We start from the raw sequence: 16,580 nt of genomic DNA, 5'->3' as shown, positions 1-16,580 counted from the left end.
CGGCACCGGGCTAGCTTCTGCGGAACTTCAAAGGTCTGTACACATACCTTTCAGGTGGGTGCCCGATGGACGTCTCCGACCAGCAGACCGCCGAACCCGGCCACCCCGACGAGGACAGCGCCCGGCTCCACGCGCTCGGTTACGCGCAAGAGCTCAAGCGCACCATGTCGTCGTTCTCGAACTTCGCGGTGTCGTTCACGATCATCTCGATCCTGTCCGGGTGCTTGACGCTGTACGGGTTCGGCATGAAGACGGGCGGGCCCGTCGCGATGATCTGGGGATGGCCGCTCGTCGGCCTGTTCGTGGTGCTCGTGGGGCTCGGCATGGCGGAGGTGTGCTCGAGCTACCCGACGGCGGGCGGGCTGTACTACTGGGCCGCGAAGCTGGCCACGCGCAACGGGCCGGCGTGGTCGTGGTTCACGGGCTGGTTCAACCTGATCGGCCAGATCGCCGTGACGGCGGGCATCGACTTCGGCGCTGCGCTGTTCCTGAACGCGTTCCTCGACCTGCAGTGGGGCTTCAGCGCGACGCCGGGGCACACGATCCTGCTGCTGGCGATCATCCTGGTGGTGCACGGGGCGCTGAACACGTTCGGCGTGCGGGTGGTGGCGATCCTGAACAGCGTCAGCGTGTGGTGGCACCTCGCCGGGGTGCTCGTGATCGTCGGGGTGCTGGTGTTCGTGCCGGCCAAGCACCAGGACGCGTCGTTCGTGTTCGGGCACTTCGCGAACGAGACGGGCTGGGGCTCGTCGGTGTATGTGTTCGCGCTCGGGTTGCTGCTCGCGCAGTACACGTTGACCGGTTACGACGCATCGGCGCACATGACGGAGGAGACGAAAAACGCCGCGAAGGCGGGCCCGCGCGGGATCATCAACTCGATCCTCGTGTCGCTGGTGGCGGGCTGGATCCTGCTGATCGGCCTGACGTTCGCCATCCAGGACTACGACGGCGCGGCCGGTTCGGCGACCGGGGTGCCGCCGGCGCAGATCTTCATCGACGCGACGGGCGCGGTCACCGGCAAGTTCCTGCTGCTGATCTGCATCGGCGCGCAGCTGTTCTGCGGCATGGCGTCGGTGACCGCTAATTCGCGGATGATCTACGCGTTCGCCCGCGACGGTGCGATCCCCGGCTCGAAGGTGTGGCACAGCATCAACAAGCACACGCAGACGCCGACCAACGCCGTGTGGCTCGCCGCCGGTGGCGCGCTGATCCTGGCCCTGCCCTACCTCTGGAGCGCGACGGCGTACGCGGCCGTCACGTCGATCGCGACCGTCGGGCTCTACGTGGCCTACGTGATCCCCGTGTTCCTCCGCGTGCGCCGCGGCGACAGCTTCGAGAAGGGCCCCTGGAACCTCGGCCGCTGGGGCAAACCGATCGGCATCGTCGCGACGGCGTGGGTCGTGGTCATCTTCGTGCTCTTCATGCTGCCCCAGGCGTCGCCCATCACGGTCGACACGTTCAACTACACGCCCATCGCGTTCCTCGTCGTCCTCGGCGGCGCCGCACTGTGGTGGGTGGTCTCGGCCCGGAAGTGGTTCACGGGCCCGAAGGTCCAGGGCTTGGCCGAAGAACTCGCCGCGGTGGAACGAGAGCTGAAGGAACTGGGCTGACGCGACCGGCCCGGCCCGCGGCCGGGGCGAAGCCGCCACCACCTCGACTGTGCCCCGCGGCAACCCGCCATCGGCAGGCGAGTGTCGATCAGTCTGGGCGAAGATGCGGGCATGGAGATCCTCACGCTGGTCGGAGTCCTCGCCGGCTCGCTCGGCCTGACCGCGCTCGCCCGGCGGTACAACCTCTCCGCACCGCTGGTGATCGTCGTGGTGGCGCTGGGGGTCGCGCTGATCCCTGGGGTGCCGCGGATCGAGCTGGAGCCCGAGCTGATCCTGACCGTCGTGCTGCCGCCGCTGCTGTATTCGACGTCGCTGGAGAGTTCGCTGACGCACTTCCGCGCGAACCTGCGGCCGATCATCGGGCTCGGGGTGCTGCTGGTCGTGATCACGGCGGTGGTGGTCGCGCTCGTCGTGCACCTCCTGCTGCCCGACCTGCCACTGCCCTCGGCGCTCGTGCTCGGTGCCGTGGTCGCACCGCCCGACGCCGTGACGGCCGTGGCGATCGGACGCAAGCTCGGGCTGCCGCGCGGGATCATGACCGTGCTGACCGGCGAGAGTCTCGTGAACGACGCGGCCGCCCTGACGTTGTACAAGGCGGCACTCGCGGCCGTCGCCGGCGTGGCCGGGTCGGTCGGCCACGGGCCTCGGCGTGTTCGCGGTGGCGACGGCGCTCGGCATCGCGGTGGGACTGGTCGCCGGGTTCGTCGTCGTGTTCATCCGCTCCCGGCTCGACGACCCGTTGCTGGAGTCGGCGTTCGGGATCATCGTGCCCTTCGCGGCGTACGTGACGGCCGAGCACCTGCACCCGTTCGGCGCCGAGTTCAGCGGTTCGGGTGTGCTCGCCGTCGTCACGGCGGGGCTGTACCTCGGTCAGCGCTCGCTGCGGGCGTCACCGGCGACGCGCGTGCAGGACCGGTCCGTGTGGACGTCGGTCGACGTACTGCTCGAAGCCCTGGTGTTCGCGCTCATGGGCCTGCAGCTGCCGGTCGTGCTCGACGGCGCCGACCGCGCGGCCCGGGACAACGGCACGCTCGCGCTCGTCGCCCTGGCGGTGCTCGTCGTGACGATGGCCGTGCGCATCCCGGCCGTGTTCCTGTCGAGCTACCTGCCGAGAACGCTGCGCCTGTTCGGCCGCGCGAAGGAGGGCACGTCGTGGCAGGCGCTGACCGTGGTGTCGTGGACGGGGATGCGGGGCGTCGTCACGCTCGCCGCCGCGTCGGCCGTGCCGATCGGGACGCCCGGGCGCGCGGAGATCCAGCTGTTCGCGTTCACCGTCGCCATCGGCACGGTGCTGGTCCAGGGCCTCACGCTGCCGCCGCTGATCCGCAAGCTCAACGTCCAGGACCCGGACGACGCCGCCCGCGACCAGGCCGAGGAGCTGGCCGCGCGCGAGGTCGCGCAGAAGGCCGCGCACACGCGGCTCCGGGAGATCACGCGCACCGCACTGTCCACATCGGCCATCTCACCGGAGCGCGCGCGGCGGCTGGAGGAACGGCTGGAACGCGTCGTCGACACCCGTTACCGCTTCGCGAAGGCCGCGATCACGCTCTCCGGCGAGGAACGCACGGCCAGCCCGCAGGCCCGCTTCGCCCGGGCGCGGCGTGAATTGCTCATCACGCAACGCGCGGCGATGATCGCGGAGAACCGCGCCGGCCGCCTCGACGACGAGGTGCTGCGCAAGGTCCTGCTCGAACTGGACCTGGAGGAACTCTCGACGACCAACGCCCTGCAGAACCGCATGGGCACGGCGTAGCGGGGCGCGCGCGAGCGGGCGTCCCGCAGCCGTCACACGAACTCGTGCCGCACGATCGTCTGCTCGCGGCCCGGCCCCACGCCGATCGCCGAAACGCGGGCGCCCGAGAGCTCTTCGAGCCGCTCGACGTACGCGCGCGCGTTGGCGGGCAGCTCGTCGAACGTCCGGCACGTCGAGATGTCCTCGAACCAGCCCGGCAGCTCTTCGTAGACCGGCACGGCGTGGTGCACGTCCGTCTGCGTCATGGGCATGTCGCTGGTGCGGCGACCGTCCACTTCATATCCGACGCACACCGGCACCTTCTCCAGGCCGGAGAGCACGTCGAGCTTGGTGAGGAAGTAGTCGGTGATGCCGTTGACGCGCACGGCGTAGCGGGCGATCACGGCGTCGAACCAGCCGGTGCGCCGCGACCGGCCCGTGGTCACGCCGAACTCGCCGCCCTGCTTGCGCAGGTACTCACCGGACTCGTCGTCGAGCTCCGTCGGGAACGGGCCGGAGCCGACGCGCGTCGTGTAGGCCTTGAGGATGCCGAGCACGGTCGTGATGCGCCCCGGGCCGATGCCCGACCCGGCGCTCGCTCCGCCCGACGTCGGGTTCGACGACGTGACGAACGGGTACGTGCCGTGGTCCACGTCCAGCAGCGTGCCCTGCGAGCCCTCCAGCAGCACGGTCTCGCCGCGCTCGAGGGCCTGGTTGAGCTCCAGCCGCGTGTCGGCGATGCGGTGCGCGAACTTCTCGCCCGCGGCGAGCACCTCGTCGGCGACCTGGGTCACGTCGAGCGCCTTGCGGTTGTAGACCTTGACCAGAACCTGGTTCTTGAACTCGAGGGCCGCCTCGACCTTCTGGCGGAAGATCTTCTCGTCGAGCAGGTCCTGCACCCGGACGCCGACGCGGGCGATCTTGTCCTGGTAACACGGCCCGATACCGCGGCCGGTGGTGCCGATCTTGCGGCTGCCGAGGTAACGCTCGGTGACCTTATCGATCGCCACGTGGTAGGGCATGATCAAGTGGGCGTCGGCCGAGAGCAGCAGGCGGCTGGTGTCCACGCCGCGTTCCTCCAGACCGGCCAGCTCGTCGAGCAGCACGCCCGGGTCGACGACCACCCCGTTGCCGATGACGTTGGTCACGCCCGGCGTCAGGATCCCGGACGGGATGAGGTGGAGGGCGAAGTTCTCGCCGTTGGGGAGGACGACGGTGTGGCCGGCGTTGTTGCCGCCCTGGTAGCGGACGACCCACTGCACGCGGTCACCGAGCAGGTCGGTCGCCTTGCCCTTGCCTTCGTCCCCCCACTGGGCACCGATCAGCACGATCGCCGGCATGTGACACTCCAGGTGTTCGGCAACAGGGAAAGTGTCCCAGTGGGACACGGGTGGCGCTGGGAAATGCCGGTGCATGACTGTAACGGAGGACGCGGCAGTGCGCGGAATCGTGGTGGCCTGCGGTGAGGACCAGCACTCCTTCCCCGGCCTCGATGGCGAGTCGCTCGTCCGCGTCCCGGCGCGGCCCGGCAAGGCGGAAATGGACCTCTTGCTGCGGAAACACGACCGCGTGGTGGTCGCCGGGACCGACGCGGACCTCGCCGCGGTGCTTGTGCGGCTGTTGCGCACCGATCGGGTAACGGGCGTGTCGGTGGGGTTCGTGCCCACCGAGCGGGATTCGGCCGTCGCGGCGCGGTGGGGGCTGCCGGCCGGCACTGACAAGGCGCTCAAGCTCGCACTGGACGGAACAGCGACCGAGGTACCGCTGGTGCGCGACGACACCGGCGGCGTCCTCGCCGGCCGCGCCACCCTGCATGACCTGCGCGGGGAGGCGTACTGCGACGAGCACCAGGCCTTCGCCGGGCCGGCGGCCGCCGTCGAGGTCTCGTCGGACGCGGCCGGCCTGGTCGCGCGCGTGACGCGCGGGAAGCTCGTGAAGCGCACCGCCGAGTTCCACGGCCGCGCGTTCCAGCTCGGCTGCGTCCCGACGACGTCGTTGGTCAGCGACGGCCTCGCGCAGCCACGGGAGCTGACGAAACGGACCTGGTACCGCCACACCGAGGACCTGCGGCTGGTGACCGGTTTCATCCGATAGTTCTGAGCCGGGTGACGTAACGGCACCGTTTGTTCACTAAGGGTCTGTTACATGTCACCCATAAGTGTTGCTTACGCCACTTCCGTGGTCGAAGGTGATCTAGTCCCGCACCTGGACCCGGAGGCAGCAATATGCCCACAGTGCGTACTGTTCGTAACTCCTTGACCGTGCTGGTCGGCGTCACGCTGATCGGCGCGAGCGCGGTCGGCGTCGCCGACGCCACCCCGCCCGGCATCCCGTCGGCCGCGACGGCCGAGAGCGAGCTCGCGGGCCTCACCGTGAAGGCCGACGGTTCCCTCACCGGCTACAGCCGCGACAAGTTCCCGCACTGGATCCAGCAGGGGAACAACTGCGACACGCGTGAGGTCGTGCTCAAGCGCGACGGCACGAATGTCGTGACCGGCTCCGACTGCTACCCGACGTCGGGCAAGTGGGTCTCGCCCTACGACGGCGCGACCTGGACCCAGGGCTCCGACGTGGACATCGACCACGTCGTGCCGCTGGCCGATGCGTGGCGCACCGGCGCGTCGTCGTGGACCACGGCGCAGCGCCAGGCCTACGCCAACGACCTGTCCGACCCGCAGCTGATCGCCGTGACGGACAACGTGAACCAGGAGAAGGGCGACCGCTCGCCCGACCAGTGGAAGCCGCCGTCGACCGGTTACTGGTGCACGTACGCGAAGATGTGGGTCGCCGTGAAGTCGAAGTTCAAGCTCACGATCAACTCGGCCGAGAAGTCCGCGCTGACGGACATGCTGGGTCACTGCTGACACTGGTGACGCTGGTGCGGGGACGGGATCGGTGCTGGGGTCTGGGGTTCGTCGACTGTCACCCCGATCCCGTTTTCCACTGACTGCGGTTCAGCGAAGGACGGCCGAAACCTCACCAACCGGCGAGGTCCAGGACCTGGAAGGCGATCCGGGCCTCCAGCAGGCAGTCCAGCCCACCCGGATCCTGACCGATCAGCTTCCCGATCTTGCCCAGCCGGTAGCGGATCGTGTTTTCGTGCACGCCCAGCTCGCTCGCCGTCGCCTGGACGCGGCCCTCGGCGGCCACGAAGGCGCGCCAGGTTTCCAGCAGCGAGGGGTCCGCGTCCCGCAGCGGCCGGATCGTCTCGTGGGCGAAGTGCACCGCCTCCTTGACCCGGCCGCTGGCGGCCACCAGACGGAACAGGCCCAGCTCACCGGCGGCCAGGACGCCGCCGGACCAGCCGAAGGAGCAAGCCAGCTCGTCGATCTCGCGCAGTTCCCGGTGAGCCAGCGGGAAGTCCTCGGGGGAGTGGCAGACGCCGGAGATCACGGCGGTGCGGACGTTCAGCCGGGGCGACAGGCCGGTGCGCACCGTCGCCACGGAGTCACGCAGGTCGCGCGGCTCGAGGCCCGGCGGGAGAGTCAGCAGGGCCACCACGGCGCCCGGCAGGCTGACGGCCGGGGGTTCCGGCACGGACAGCACCGAAGCGAGCTGCCGGATCACCAGCTTGCGGCCGACGGAGCCGCTGACGTTCTGGCTGGCGTTGTCGAGCGAGAACCGCACCAGCACGTGCGGCTGGGCCAGGTTCACGCCGAACTGCGGGGCCCGGCGCGACAGCTGCTCGGCGTCGCGGGTGCGGTGCAGCAAGTCGGACAGGAAGTCTTCGCGGGCCTGGCCCTCGGCCTCCGCCTGGCGGCGCTCGGAGAGGACCTGCAGCGACAGCACCGTGGCGCCGTGCTCGGCCAGCTTCGTGTCGAGTTCCTCGAGGCCGCGGCCGACCTCGACGATGCCGAGGTAGCCGCTCGGCTGGCCCTCGATGATGAGGCGGCACATCAGGTGCCGGCGCCCGACCCAGACGGCCGGGGTGGGCGGCACGACCGTCGACGGGCAGCTCGCGCTCAGCGACGCCAGCGCTTGCTTCACCGACGGCAGCTCGCGGATTCGCGAAGCCAGCACCGGCGGCTGCGCCATCTTCAACCCCGGCGGCGCGGACCACGCGAGCACGTGGAAGTCCTCGTTGTAGAGCACCACGGGTTTGGCCGACAGCTCGCCCAGCAGCGTCACCACGGTCTGGATGCTCGCGCCGTCGAGCACGGCGTTCGTGAGCTTCTGGTGGACGTCGGCCAGGTACGCCAGCGTGTTCTTCTGCCGCACGACCTCGGCGGCCTTGTTCTTCAGGTGCGCGTTCAGCATCGCCTGCCGCAGGAACAGCGCGCCCAGCCGGGCGAACAGCTCCGCCAGCGCCACGTCTTCGTCGGTGTACACGTGGTCTTTCTGCACGTTGTCGACGAAGATCAGGCCGATCACCTTGCCGTCGAAGACCAGCGGCACGCCGAGCATCGCGCGCACGTGCCAGTGCTCCATCGTCCGCCGGTGCGGGCGCGGGTCGCGCGGGACGTCGCTGATGAGCACGGGCGCGGCCGACTCGATGACCTCCCGGCTGAACCGGTCGCCCTGGATGCCGGCCTCCTGCGCCTGCACGGCGGCCGAGATGTCGCCCTCGCTCTCGCAGTAGCCGGCGGCGCCGCGGAAGCGGCCGTCGTTGTCGCGCAGGTACACCGAACACCGCGTGACGCCGAGCAGGTGGCACAGCTGCTTGCCGAGCAGCCCCAGCAGGTCCTCGAGGCGGGTGGTCGTGATGGCCTCGGTGGTGATCTCGCTGAACGCGGCGATGACCTCGCGCTCACGGTGCGACGGATCCACCCGGCGCGGCAGTGGGCGCACCGAAGCCGTCGCATCACGCATGGGATCCGCCTTCACCGATGAAACCCGGACTCCGTCTGAGGGTGCCTTACGTCACCCGCTCCCGTCCATGCCCGATGCGAGCACTCCCAGGTCGTGGCCCATGCGTTCCTGCTTGGTCCGCAGGTAGCGCACGTTGTGCGGGGTCTGGGCCACGGGCAGCCGGACTCGCCCGACGATGTCGAGCGCGTAGCCCTCCAGCCCGCCGTACTTGGCCGGGTTGTTCGTGATGAGCCGCAGCCGCCGCACGCCGAGGTCGGCCAGGATCCGGGCGCCGATGCCGTAGCTGCGCGAATCGACCGGCAGGCCCTGCGCCAGGTTCGCCTCGACGGTGTCCAGACCCTGCTCCTGCAGCGCGTACGCGTGGATCTTGTGCGCCAGCCCGATGCCGCGGCCCTCGTGCCCGCGCAGGTAGATGACGGCCCCGGCCCCCTCGGCGGCGATCTCCCGCAGCGCGTACTCCAGCTGCGCGCCGCAGTCGCAGCGCAGCGAACCCAGGATGTCGCCGGTGAGGCATTCGCTGTGCACCCGGACCAGCGCCCCCGAAGGCGTCCGCCCGGCCGCGGCGACGTCGCCGCGCACCAGCGCGAGGTGCTCGGTGCCGTCGAGCACGGACCGGTACGCGACCGCGCGGAAGTCGCCGAACGCCGTGGGCATCGCCGCGCTCGCGACGGGCTCCACCAGCCGTTCGGTCGCCCCGCGGTAGCGCACGAGGTCGGCGATGCGCAGCAGCGGCAGGTCGTGGCGGGCCGCGAATTCCTCGAGCTCCGGGCCGCGCAGCATGGACCCGTCGTCGGCGACGAGCTCGCTGATCACCCCGACGTCACCCGCACCGGCCATCGCCAGCAGGTCGACGGCCGCCTCCGTGTGCCCGGCCCGCACCAGCACGCCGCCTTCCCGGGCGCGCAGGGGGAAGATGTGCCCGGGCCGGCGCAGTTCAGCGGGTTTCGTCGCCGGGTCGGCCAGCGCCCGCACGGTCGTGGTCCGGTCCGCCGCCGAAACCCCCGTGCCACTGCCGACGTGGTCGGCGCTCACGGTGAACGCGGTGCCGTGCGCGTCGGTGTTCTCCGTGACCATCTGCCGCAGCCGCAACGCGTCGGCGCGTTCGCCGGGCATCGGCGCGCACACGATCCCCGTGGTGTGCCGCACGAGGAAGGCCATCTGCTCCTGGGTCATCGTGCGCGCCGCGCCGACGAGGTCACCCTCGTTTTCGCGATCAGCGTCGTCGACGACCACGACCAGCCGGCCCTGCGCCAGCGCCGCGACGGCGTGCTGCACCTGCTCCCCGGCGATCGTCACGGCGCACCGTCCGTGCGGGTGTGCGTCCCGAACGTCCGCGCGTGGTATGTCAACGGCGCGAGCGGCACCGAATCCGCCGCCAGCACGAGGCCGAGTGCGACCACGTGGTCACCACCTTCGATCAGCTTCTCGACGCGGCACGCCACCCAGCCGGACGCCCCTGCCAACCGCGGCAGATCGTCGTCGAGCTCCCAGCTGACGCCGTCGAACTTCGCCATTCCCTTGCGCGCGAACCGCTTCGCGAGCTCCGCCTGTCCGCTCTCGAGCACGTTCAGCCCGAACCGCCCGCCGCGGCGCACCACAGCCAGCAGGTCCGACGTGCGGTCGAGCGACACGAGCACCATCGGCGGGGCGAGCGACAACGACGCGAACGCGCTCACCGTCGTGCCGTGCGGCCGGCGGCCGTCGAGCGCCGTCACCACCGAAACCGGCGTGCACACACCCGACATGACTTCGCGGAACTGTTCGCCCAGTGCCGATCCCGTCACGGTCTCCATCCAGCTCCACTCCACCAGGTAGGTGCCGTGGCCCGAGCCGGCTCGGGCCACGGCACGGCCTCACACCGCCGCGGGAGCGCGCGAGGACATCTTGTGCAGCTGCGGAACCACCTTCTCGCCGAACAGCTTCATGCTCGCCTCGGCTTTGTCGAGCGGCAGGCCGCCGAAGCAGAACGCGGCGTTGGCCATCAGCTCACCACCTTGCTCGCGCCGGGCCGCGTACTTCTCAACGATCTCCTCGGGCGTGCCCCACACGTTCGCGTCGACGTACGCGCTCGCCGCGGTTTCCATGCCCGCTTCGCGGATCATGTCGGCGCCCGCCTGGTAGGCCTCGTAACCCTTGGTCTCGCGCCAGTGCGAGCCGGCGAAGTCGTAGTGCTTGATCACCGAGAGGAAGTAGCGCGAGATGTGCTCGTGCGCGATGCGCTTGGCCTCTTCGGGATCTTCGTGGCAGTACACGAAGTCCTGGATCAGCGGCGCGCCCGGCTCGGTGCCGTGTTTCTCGCGGTGCAGCCCGCGCCAGCGGTCGATGGCTTCGAGGTGCTGCGCGAAGTCGTACTGCATGAACGTCATCATCTGCGCGCCCAGCTCGGCGACGGCCGGGATCGAGTCCGGCGACATCGCGACGCCGAAGATCCGCCCGTCCCACGAGTGCCCGGCCAGACCGGGGCGCACGGTCACGCGCGGCTGCTTGTAGAACTTGCCGTCGTTCTCGACGTAGCCGTTCTGCAGGCCGCGGATGATCATCGCGGCGGCTTCGTCGAAGCGCTCGCGCGATTCGTTCATGTCGACGCGGAAGCCCTCGTACTCCATCTTCGCCAGGCCGCGGCCCATGCCGAGCAGCAGCCTGCCGTTCGACATGTGGTCGAGCATGACGGCCTTCTCGACCACGCGCAGCGGGTCGTTCCACGGCAGGATGACCGCGCCCGTGCCGAGCTTGATCTTCGAGGTGCGCCCCGCGAGGTAGGCCATGATCTGCAGGTTGTCCGGGCACATCGAGTAGTCGTCGAAGTGGTGCTCGGCCGACCAGACGGAGTCGAAGCCGTACTTCTCCGCTTGCACGCCCATCTCGAGCTCGCGGGTGAAGACCTCGTGGTCGCTGACGTCTTCGAACCAGTTCTGGAAGACCAGCAGCATTCCGACGTCCATGGGTGGTTCTCCTTCTCGGTTGGGTGTTCTCGCGGGTCCTGCGGGGTGATGCCCTGGTTCGTCCTCCGACGCTAACCACGGAAAGGCGCAGACAGCACGGTCGTCGCGCGCGCCCGTTGGAGATCCGCACAAAACGCGGCGCTCAGCCGCCCCCGAACGTGGCGAGCAGGCCGCCGTCGACGGGCACGGTCGCACCCGTCATGTACGTGGCGCGGGCGACGGCCACGATGACCTCGGCGATCTCGGCCGCCGTGCCGATGCGCCCGGCCGGGATCTTGTCGACGATGCGCGCCCGGGCCCGATCGGTGAGCCCGGCGGTCATGTCGGTGTCCACAAAACCCGGGATCACGAGGTTCACGCGGATGCCCCGCTGCGCGAGCTCCACGGCGAGCACCTGCGTGAGCCCCGACAGCCCCGCCTTCGCCGAGCCGTACGCGGCGTCGCCCGGGAATCCGCGCAAGCCGACGACCGCGCCGACGTTCACGATCGCCGAACCCCGGCTCAGCAGCGGCACGATCGCGCGGCAGACCTCGAACGCGCCGGTCAGGTTCGTCGCGAGCACTTCGTCCCACGCCGACCGCGCCAGCGCGTCGATGCGGCGGCCGCGGTGCACACCGGCGCTGTTGACCACCACGTCGATCGAGCCGAACCGCTCGGTGACGGCCTCGACGCAGCGGCGGATCGAGTTCTCGTCGGTGACGTCGCCCTTCACCTCGAGCACGCGGTTCGGCACGGCCGGCGGTTCGGCGCCGACCGAGCGCGCCAGCGACGCCACGTTGTCGCCCGCACCGGCGACGTGGTCGACGACGGCGCGGCCGATCCCGCGGGAACCGCCGGTGACGAGCCAGGTGGTCATCGCTTGAGGAAGCCGCTGAGCTCGGCGAGGTAGGTGTCGCGGTCCTCCAGGAACGGCGCGTGGCCGGCGTCCGGGAACTCGACGAGCTTCGCGTCGGTGCACAGGTCACGCGCGGCTTCGGCGCCCGAGAACGGCACGAACGCGTCCTTGCGCCCGTGCAGGAACAGCACGGGCACACTCAGCCCGCCGAGGATCTTGCGTTGGTCGAGCTCGGCCAGGTCCAGCAGCGATTCGTCGCCGAGCGGGCCCATCTCCATGAACATGCCCCACAGCCACGCGATCGCGTCGGGCGTCGGCGGCTCGGCGCACACGGCTTCGGCCACGCCCTTGAACGTGTTCGCCCGGTCCGCCGCGGCCGCCCCGAGCACGGCCTTCACGTCGTCGACGCCACCCCCGTGCGGCCAGTCCGAAGTGGACGTGTACCGCGGGGTCGCGCCCCCGGTGGAGACCACGCCGGAGCAGTTGGACCCGAGCTTCACCGCCGCGTCCACGGCGACCGCGCCGCCGAGCGACCACCCGTTGACGACGGGCTCGCGCAGGCCGAGGTGCTCCACGAGCTTCACCACGTCGGAGCCGAGCGCCGAGATCGAGACGTCGGCGAAGTCGTTGTCGGACCGGCCGCACGCGCGCAGGTCGAGCAGCACGACCTCGTTTCCTCCAGTGCGCAAGGCGGGCGTGGTCGTGTCCCAGCAGCGCGCGGTGGCGCCCCAGCCGTGGATCAGCACGATCGGGCGGCCCGAACCGCGGAAGTGCTCGAAGTAGACGCGCCTGCCGTCTTCGACCTCTAAGTAGCCCATGGGTTTCGCCTCTCTCCTCAGGGTTTCAGTGGGTGGCAGCGACTTCGGCCCGCAACGCCCGCGGCACGACCGGCGGGCGGTCGCGAAAGCGGGGCAGGACGTGCTCGGCGAACAGTTCGAGCGAGTGCAGCACCTTTTCGTGCGCGAGGCCACCGAAGCGCATCCAGCAGATGAGGTGCTGCAGCCCGGTTTCCTCGTACAGCGTCTCGATCTCGGCGACGAGGCCGGCCGGGTCGCCCGCGTAGACGACACCGCTCTCGCGCAGCGCGTCGAGCTTCGGCCCGCCGGCTTCCTCCGACGCGGCCACCAGTTCGGCGTAGCGCTCGTACGTGTGCGGTGGGTGCGGCCCGCTCGGCACGAGGTCGAGCACGTGGCGGTAGTACCAGGACAGCGGTTCGGCGACGTTCTCGACGGCCTCGGCCGTGGTGTCGGCGAGATGGACCTGCCAGTTCATCGGGAAGTCGAGCGACAGCGGGTCGCGGCCGTTCGAGATGAGCGAGCGCTTGATGTCCACGACAAGCTGGTTCAGCTCCGGCAACGTCATCAACGTCGGCGTGACCAGCAGGTTGTACCCCTGCGCCGCCGCCAGGTGGAAGGTCTCGGGACTGATCGACGCGACGTACATCGGCGGGGTCGGCCGCTGCACGGGGGTGGGCCGGCAGTCGACGTCGGTGAGGTCGAAATGCTTGCCGTGGAAGGAAAATGGCTCACCCGCGCGCTTTCGCCACAGCCCGCGCACGATCTCCAGCGCCTCGTCGAACACTTCGCGGCTCACGTCCTGGCGGTCGCCGACGCCCATGTTGCGGAACTCGCCCGGCTGGTAGCCGCGGCCGGCACCGAAGTCGAGCCGGCCGTTGGAGAGCACGTCCACCATCGCGTAGTCCTCGGCGACGCGCACGGGCCAGTCGAAGGTGAGGTTGCTGACCGCGATGCCGATGCGCATGCGGCTCGTCCGCTCGGCCACGGCGGCCGCCGCGACCTGCGGCGACGGCATCGAGCCGTAGTCGCTGCCGTGGTGCTCGGCGAGCCAGACCTCGTCGAACCCGAGCTGCTCGGCGTACGCGATCTGCGTCAGCATCTCGCGGTACGCGCGGCGGAAGTCGTGGTCGCGGCACTCGAGCACGTAGAAGACGCCGAACTTCATCCGGCCCCCTGCCAGGGTCCGCCCGCGGCCACCTTGGCCCGCAGCACCTTCTTGTCGATCTTGCCGACGCTCGTGCGCGGCAGCTCGCCGACGACCAGCACCCCCTCGGGCAGCCACCAGCGCGGCACGCGTCCGGCCAGGTCGGCGAGCAGTTCGTCCGGCGTGTCCGCACGGCCGGGTTCGAGCACGACGAGCGCGAACGGCCGTTCCTGCCACCGCTCGTGCGGCACGGCGACGACGGCCGCCTCGGCCACCGCGGGGTTCGCGGTGAGCGCCTGTTCCAGCGCGACGGAGCTGATCCACTCGCCGCCGCTCTTGATCAGGTCCTTGGCGCGGTCGACGATCTCCAGGTACCCGTCGGTGTCGATGGTCGCGATGTCGCCCGTGCGCAGCCAGCCGTCCGGGAAGCTCGCCGGGTGCTCGCCGCCGAAGTAGCGCGTGGCGACCCACGGTCCGCGGATCAGCAATTCGCCCCGGGAAACGCCGTCGTGCGGCTGGTCCCTGCCGTCGTCGCCGACGAGCCGCCACTGCAACCCGGGAAGCAAGCGGCCCTGCTTGCGCACGGACCGCCGCCGTTCCGCGGGATCAACCACGGCCGGGAGCGGCTTCGAGAACGTGCCCATGGGCGAGATCTCGGTCATCCCCCAGCCCTGGAACACCGGGATGCCGAGCTCGTCGAGGGCCCGCAGCAGTTCGTCGTCCGGCGGCGAACCGCCGAGCACGAGCGCGCGCAGGCTGCTCACGTCGGCGCCGGTCGTGGTGACGTGCCGCACCAGGTCGGCCGCGACCGTCGGCACCATACCGGTGTAGGTGACACGCTCGGTTTCGATGATCTTCGCGATCTGGGCGGGCGCCGGGTGGGGACCGGGCAGCACCTGTTTCGCGCCCGTCATGAGCGCGGCGAACGGGATGCCCCATGCGTTGGCGTGGAACATCGGCACGACGTGCAGCACGGTGTCGCGTTCGCTGATCGCGTGGCCGTCGGCGAGACAAGCCGCGAACGTGTGCAGGTACAGCGAACGGTGCGAGTAGCCCACGCCCTTCGGCGAGCCCGTGGTGCCCGACGTGTAGCAGAGTGCCGCGAGCGCGTTCTCGTCGACGTGCGGCGGGTCGAGCAGCGGCGGCCCGTCGGCCACGATTGCCTCGTAGTCCAGTGTGCCGGGCGCCGGCCCGTCCGTCGTGACGACGAGAAGGCCCGGCCGCTCAGCCCGCGCCGCTTCCAGCTTCGGCAGCAACGAAGTGTCGGCGACCACGACGACGTCGCCGGCGTGTCCGATCACATACGCGATCTCCGTCGGTTCCAGCCGCAGGTTCACCGTGTGCAGCACGGCACCCGCGAGCGGCACGGCGTGGTACAGCTCGAGGTGCCTGCGGTGGTTCCAGGCGAGGGTGGCGACCCGGTCACCGGGCCGCACCCCCAGCCGGACCAGGGCGCCCGCGAGCGCGACGACACGGTCGTGGAAGTCCCGGTTGGTGTAGCGGTGCGGCTGCGCACCGGCCCCGTACTCGACGATCTCCTTGGCGAGGAAGAACTCCCGCGCGCGGCGCAGGAGGTCGGTGAGCACGAGTGGCTGGTTCACCCCGCCACCTCCGCCGTCTCGGTGTTATCGGCCAGCCGCGAACGGACCTGCGGCACGATCTTCGTCGCGAGCAGTTCGATGCGCGCCGAACCGCTGTCCACCGGTTCGCCGGGCAGCTGGGCCCAGAAGTGCACGTCCTTGATCTGCGGCCGGCCGCGCAGCAGCGCCGTCAGCTCGTCGACGGCCGTGGCCGGGTCCCACAGCTGGAACGCGCCGCCTTCGACGATCTGGTCCGCGGTCTCGAACTTCGGCACGACGTCCGGCGGGCCGAACGCACCCCACTGGATGTAGTTGTTCAGCTGGTACAGCGCGTGCTGCCCGATGCGCGCCCACTCGCGTTCCGGGTCCTCCGCGATCACGGCCCACTGACCGGCGTAGATCTCGCCGTCGGCCGAGGACTTGCCCACGCGATCCAGGGCGTCCACATAGGACTGCTGGTGCGCGTTCTGGGTGCTGAGGAACCCGTCGGAGATGCGCGCCGCGCGTTCGATGGCCGGCTCGGCCATCGCGCCGACGAGCAGCTTCGGCGTCGTCTCGGGCTTCGGCGTGATCTTCACCGAAGGCAGCTGGAACCGCTTGCCCTCGAACGGTTTCTCCTCACCCGACCACGCCTGGCGGATCACCGCGACGCTCTCTTCGAGCAGGCTCGGCCGGTGCTTGAGGTTGCGGTCGAACGCGGCGAATTCGGGAGCCCAGTAGCCCTGACCGAGCCCGAGGTCGAAGCGGCCGCCGGTGAGCAGCGACAGCGTGGCGGCGTCCTCGGCGAGGCGCACCGGGTTGTGCAGCGGCGCGATCACCAGGTTCGTGCCGATGCGCATTCTCTTCGTGCGCTCGCCGATGGCGGCCGCGAGCGTGTAGGGCGAGGGCGTGTAGCCGTCCTCGCAGAAGTGGTGCTCCGTCAGCCACACCGAGCCGATGCCGATGCTCTCCGCCCACGCGAGCTGGTCCAGCGCCTCGCGGTAGAGGGTGGAGAACGGCCGGAACCACTGCTCGGGGTTGCGGAAGTCGTACCAGAGCCCGAAGTTGACTTCTTGATCGGTCACGCCGTCTCCTTTGTCGACGTTCGCCTGCTCCTCACACCGTGCTCAGCCGCCCGGCGGCGGGCCAGCC

General features: G+C 70.3%; 13 protein-coding genes and 1 pseudogene. 4 read left to right on the top strand and 10 right to left on the bottom strand.

Going from position 1 to position 16,580, the window contains the following annotated elements; genetic code table 11:
* The first annotated feature begins 65 nt into the window (after positions 1–65).
* Entirely contained in the window at positions 66–1,610 is a 1,545-nt protein-coding gene (locus I6J71_RS45970) for an amino acid permease (protein WP_204092588.1), read from the top strand.
* A 111-nt stretch (positions 1,611–1,721) separates the two neighbouring features.
* Positions 1,722–3,363 (top strand): annotated as a pseudogene (locus tag I6J71_RS45965) (Na+/H+ antiporter).
* 32 nt (positions 3,364–3,395) lie between these two features.
* On the opposite strand, the gene I6J71_RS45960 reads toward I6J71_RS45965, so the two are convergent.
* Positions 3,396–4,682, bottom strand: a complete 1,287-nt coding sequence (locus I6J71_RS45960) for an adenylosuccinate synthase (protein WP_204092587.1) — start codon at positions 4,680–4,682, stop codon at positions 3,396–3,398.
* Positions 4,683–4,755: 73 nt separating this feature from the next.
* On the opposite strand from I6J71_RS45960, the gene I6J71_RS45955 reads away from it, so the two are divergent.
* Complete coding sequence (locus I6J71_RS45955; RefSeq protein WP_239154294.1) at positions 4,756–5,436, top strand: hypothetical protein; 681 nt, start codon at positions 4,756–4,758, stop codon at positions 5,434–5,436.
* A gap of 131 nt (positions 5,437–5,567) precedes the next feature.
* Positions 5,568–6,206, top strand: coding sequence for an HNH endonuclease family protein (locus I6J71_RS45950; protein WP_204092586.1), 639 nt, complete (start codon positions 5,568–5,570; stop codon positions 6,204–6,206).
* Between the two features lie 112 nt (positions 6,207–6,318).
* On the opposite strand, the gene I6J71_RS45945 is transcribed toward I6J71_RS45950, so the two are convergent.
* The 9 genes from I6J71_RS45945 to I6J71_RS45905 form a co-directional block, all read right to left on the bottom strand.
* Positions 6,319–8,151: a GAF domain-containing protein gene (locus I6J71_RS45945; RefSeq protein ID WP_204092585.1), complete on the bottom strand. Its 1,833-nt coding sequence runs from the start codon at positions 8,149–8,151 to the stop codon at positions 6,319–6,321.
* A gap of 51 nt (positions 8,152–8,202) precedes the next feature.
* Positions 8,203–9,447 carry a bifunctional 3,4-dihydroxy-2-butanone-4-phosphate synthase/GTP cyclohydrolase II gene (locus I6J71_RS45940; RefSeq protein ID WP_239154293.1) on the bottom strand — a complete coding sequence of 415 codons (1,245 nt, stop codon included), beginning with the start codon at positions 9,445–9,447 and terminating at the stop codon, positions 8,203–8,205.
* Complete coding sequence (locus I6J71_RS45935) at positions 9,444–9,995, bottom strand: flavin reductase family protein (protein ID WP_239154292.1); 552 nt, start codon at positions 9,993–9,995, stop codon at positions 9,444–9,446. The genes I6J71_RS45940 and I6J71_RS45935 overlap by 4 nt, the downstream gene beginning before the upstream one ends.
* 9 nt (positions 9,996–10,004) lie before the next feature.
* The gene (locus tag I6J71_RS45930; protein WP_204092584.1) at positions 10,005–11,093 is read right to left on the bottom strand and encodes an LLM class flavin-dependent oxidoreductase; all 1,089 of its coding nucleotides are present in this window, start codon (positions 11,091–11,093) and stop codon (positions 10,005–10,007) included.
* A 142-nt stretch (positions 11,094–11,235) separates the two neighbouring features.
* Positions 11,236–11,949 carry an SDR family NAD(P)-dependent oxidoreductase gene (locus I6J71_RS45925; RefSeq protein WP_204092583.1) on the bottom strand — a complete coding sequence of 238 codons (714 nt, stop codon included), beginning with the start codon at positions 11,947–11,949 and terminating at the stop codon, positions 11,236–11,238.
* The gene (locus tag I6J71_RS45920; protein ID WP_204092582.1) at positions 11,946–12,746 is read right to left on the bottom strand and encodes an alpha/beta fold hydrolase; all 801 of its coding nucleotides are present in this window, start codon (positions 12,744–12,746) and stop codon (positions 11,946–11,948) included. Before I6J71_RS45920 ends, I6J71_RS45925 begins: the two co-directional genes overlap by 4 nt.
* Before the next feature lie 25 nt (positions 12,747–12,771).
* Positions 12,772–13,890: an LLM class flavin-dependent oxidoreductase gene (locus tag I6J71_RS45915; RefSeq protein ID WP_204092581.1), complete on the bottom strand. Its 1,119-nt coding sequence runs from the start codon at positions 13,888–13,890 to the stop codon at positions 12,772–12,774.
* Positions 13,887–15,470, bottom strand: a complete 1,584-nt coding sequence (locus tag I6J71_RS45910) for a long-chain fatty acid--CoA ligase (RefSeq protein ID WP_204092580.1) — start codon at positions 15,468–15,470, stop codon at positions 13,887–13,889. The genes I6J71_RS45915 and I6J71_RS45910 overlap by 4 nt, the downstream gene beginning before the upstream one ends.
* Entirely contained in the window at positions 15,467–16,513 is a 1,047-nt protein-coding gene (locus I6J71_RS45905) for an LLM class flavin-dependent oxidoreductase (protein WP_204092579.1), read from the bottom strand. The genes I6J71_RS45910 and I6J71_RS45905 overlap by 4 nt, the downstream gene beginning before the upstream one ends.
* Between the last annotated feature and the right edge of the window lie 67 nt (positions 16,514–16,580).

Source organism: Amycolatopsis sp. FDAARGOS 1241 (assembly GCF_016889705.1).
Taxonomy (GTDB): Bacteria; Actinomycetota; Actinomycetes; order Mycobacteriales; family Pseudonocardiaceae; genus Amycolatopsis.
The sequence above is the reverse complement of the archived record's forward strand: the minus strand, read 5'-3'. Positions and strand labels throughout refer to the sequence as shown.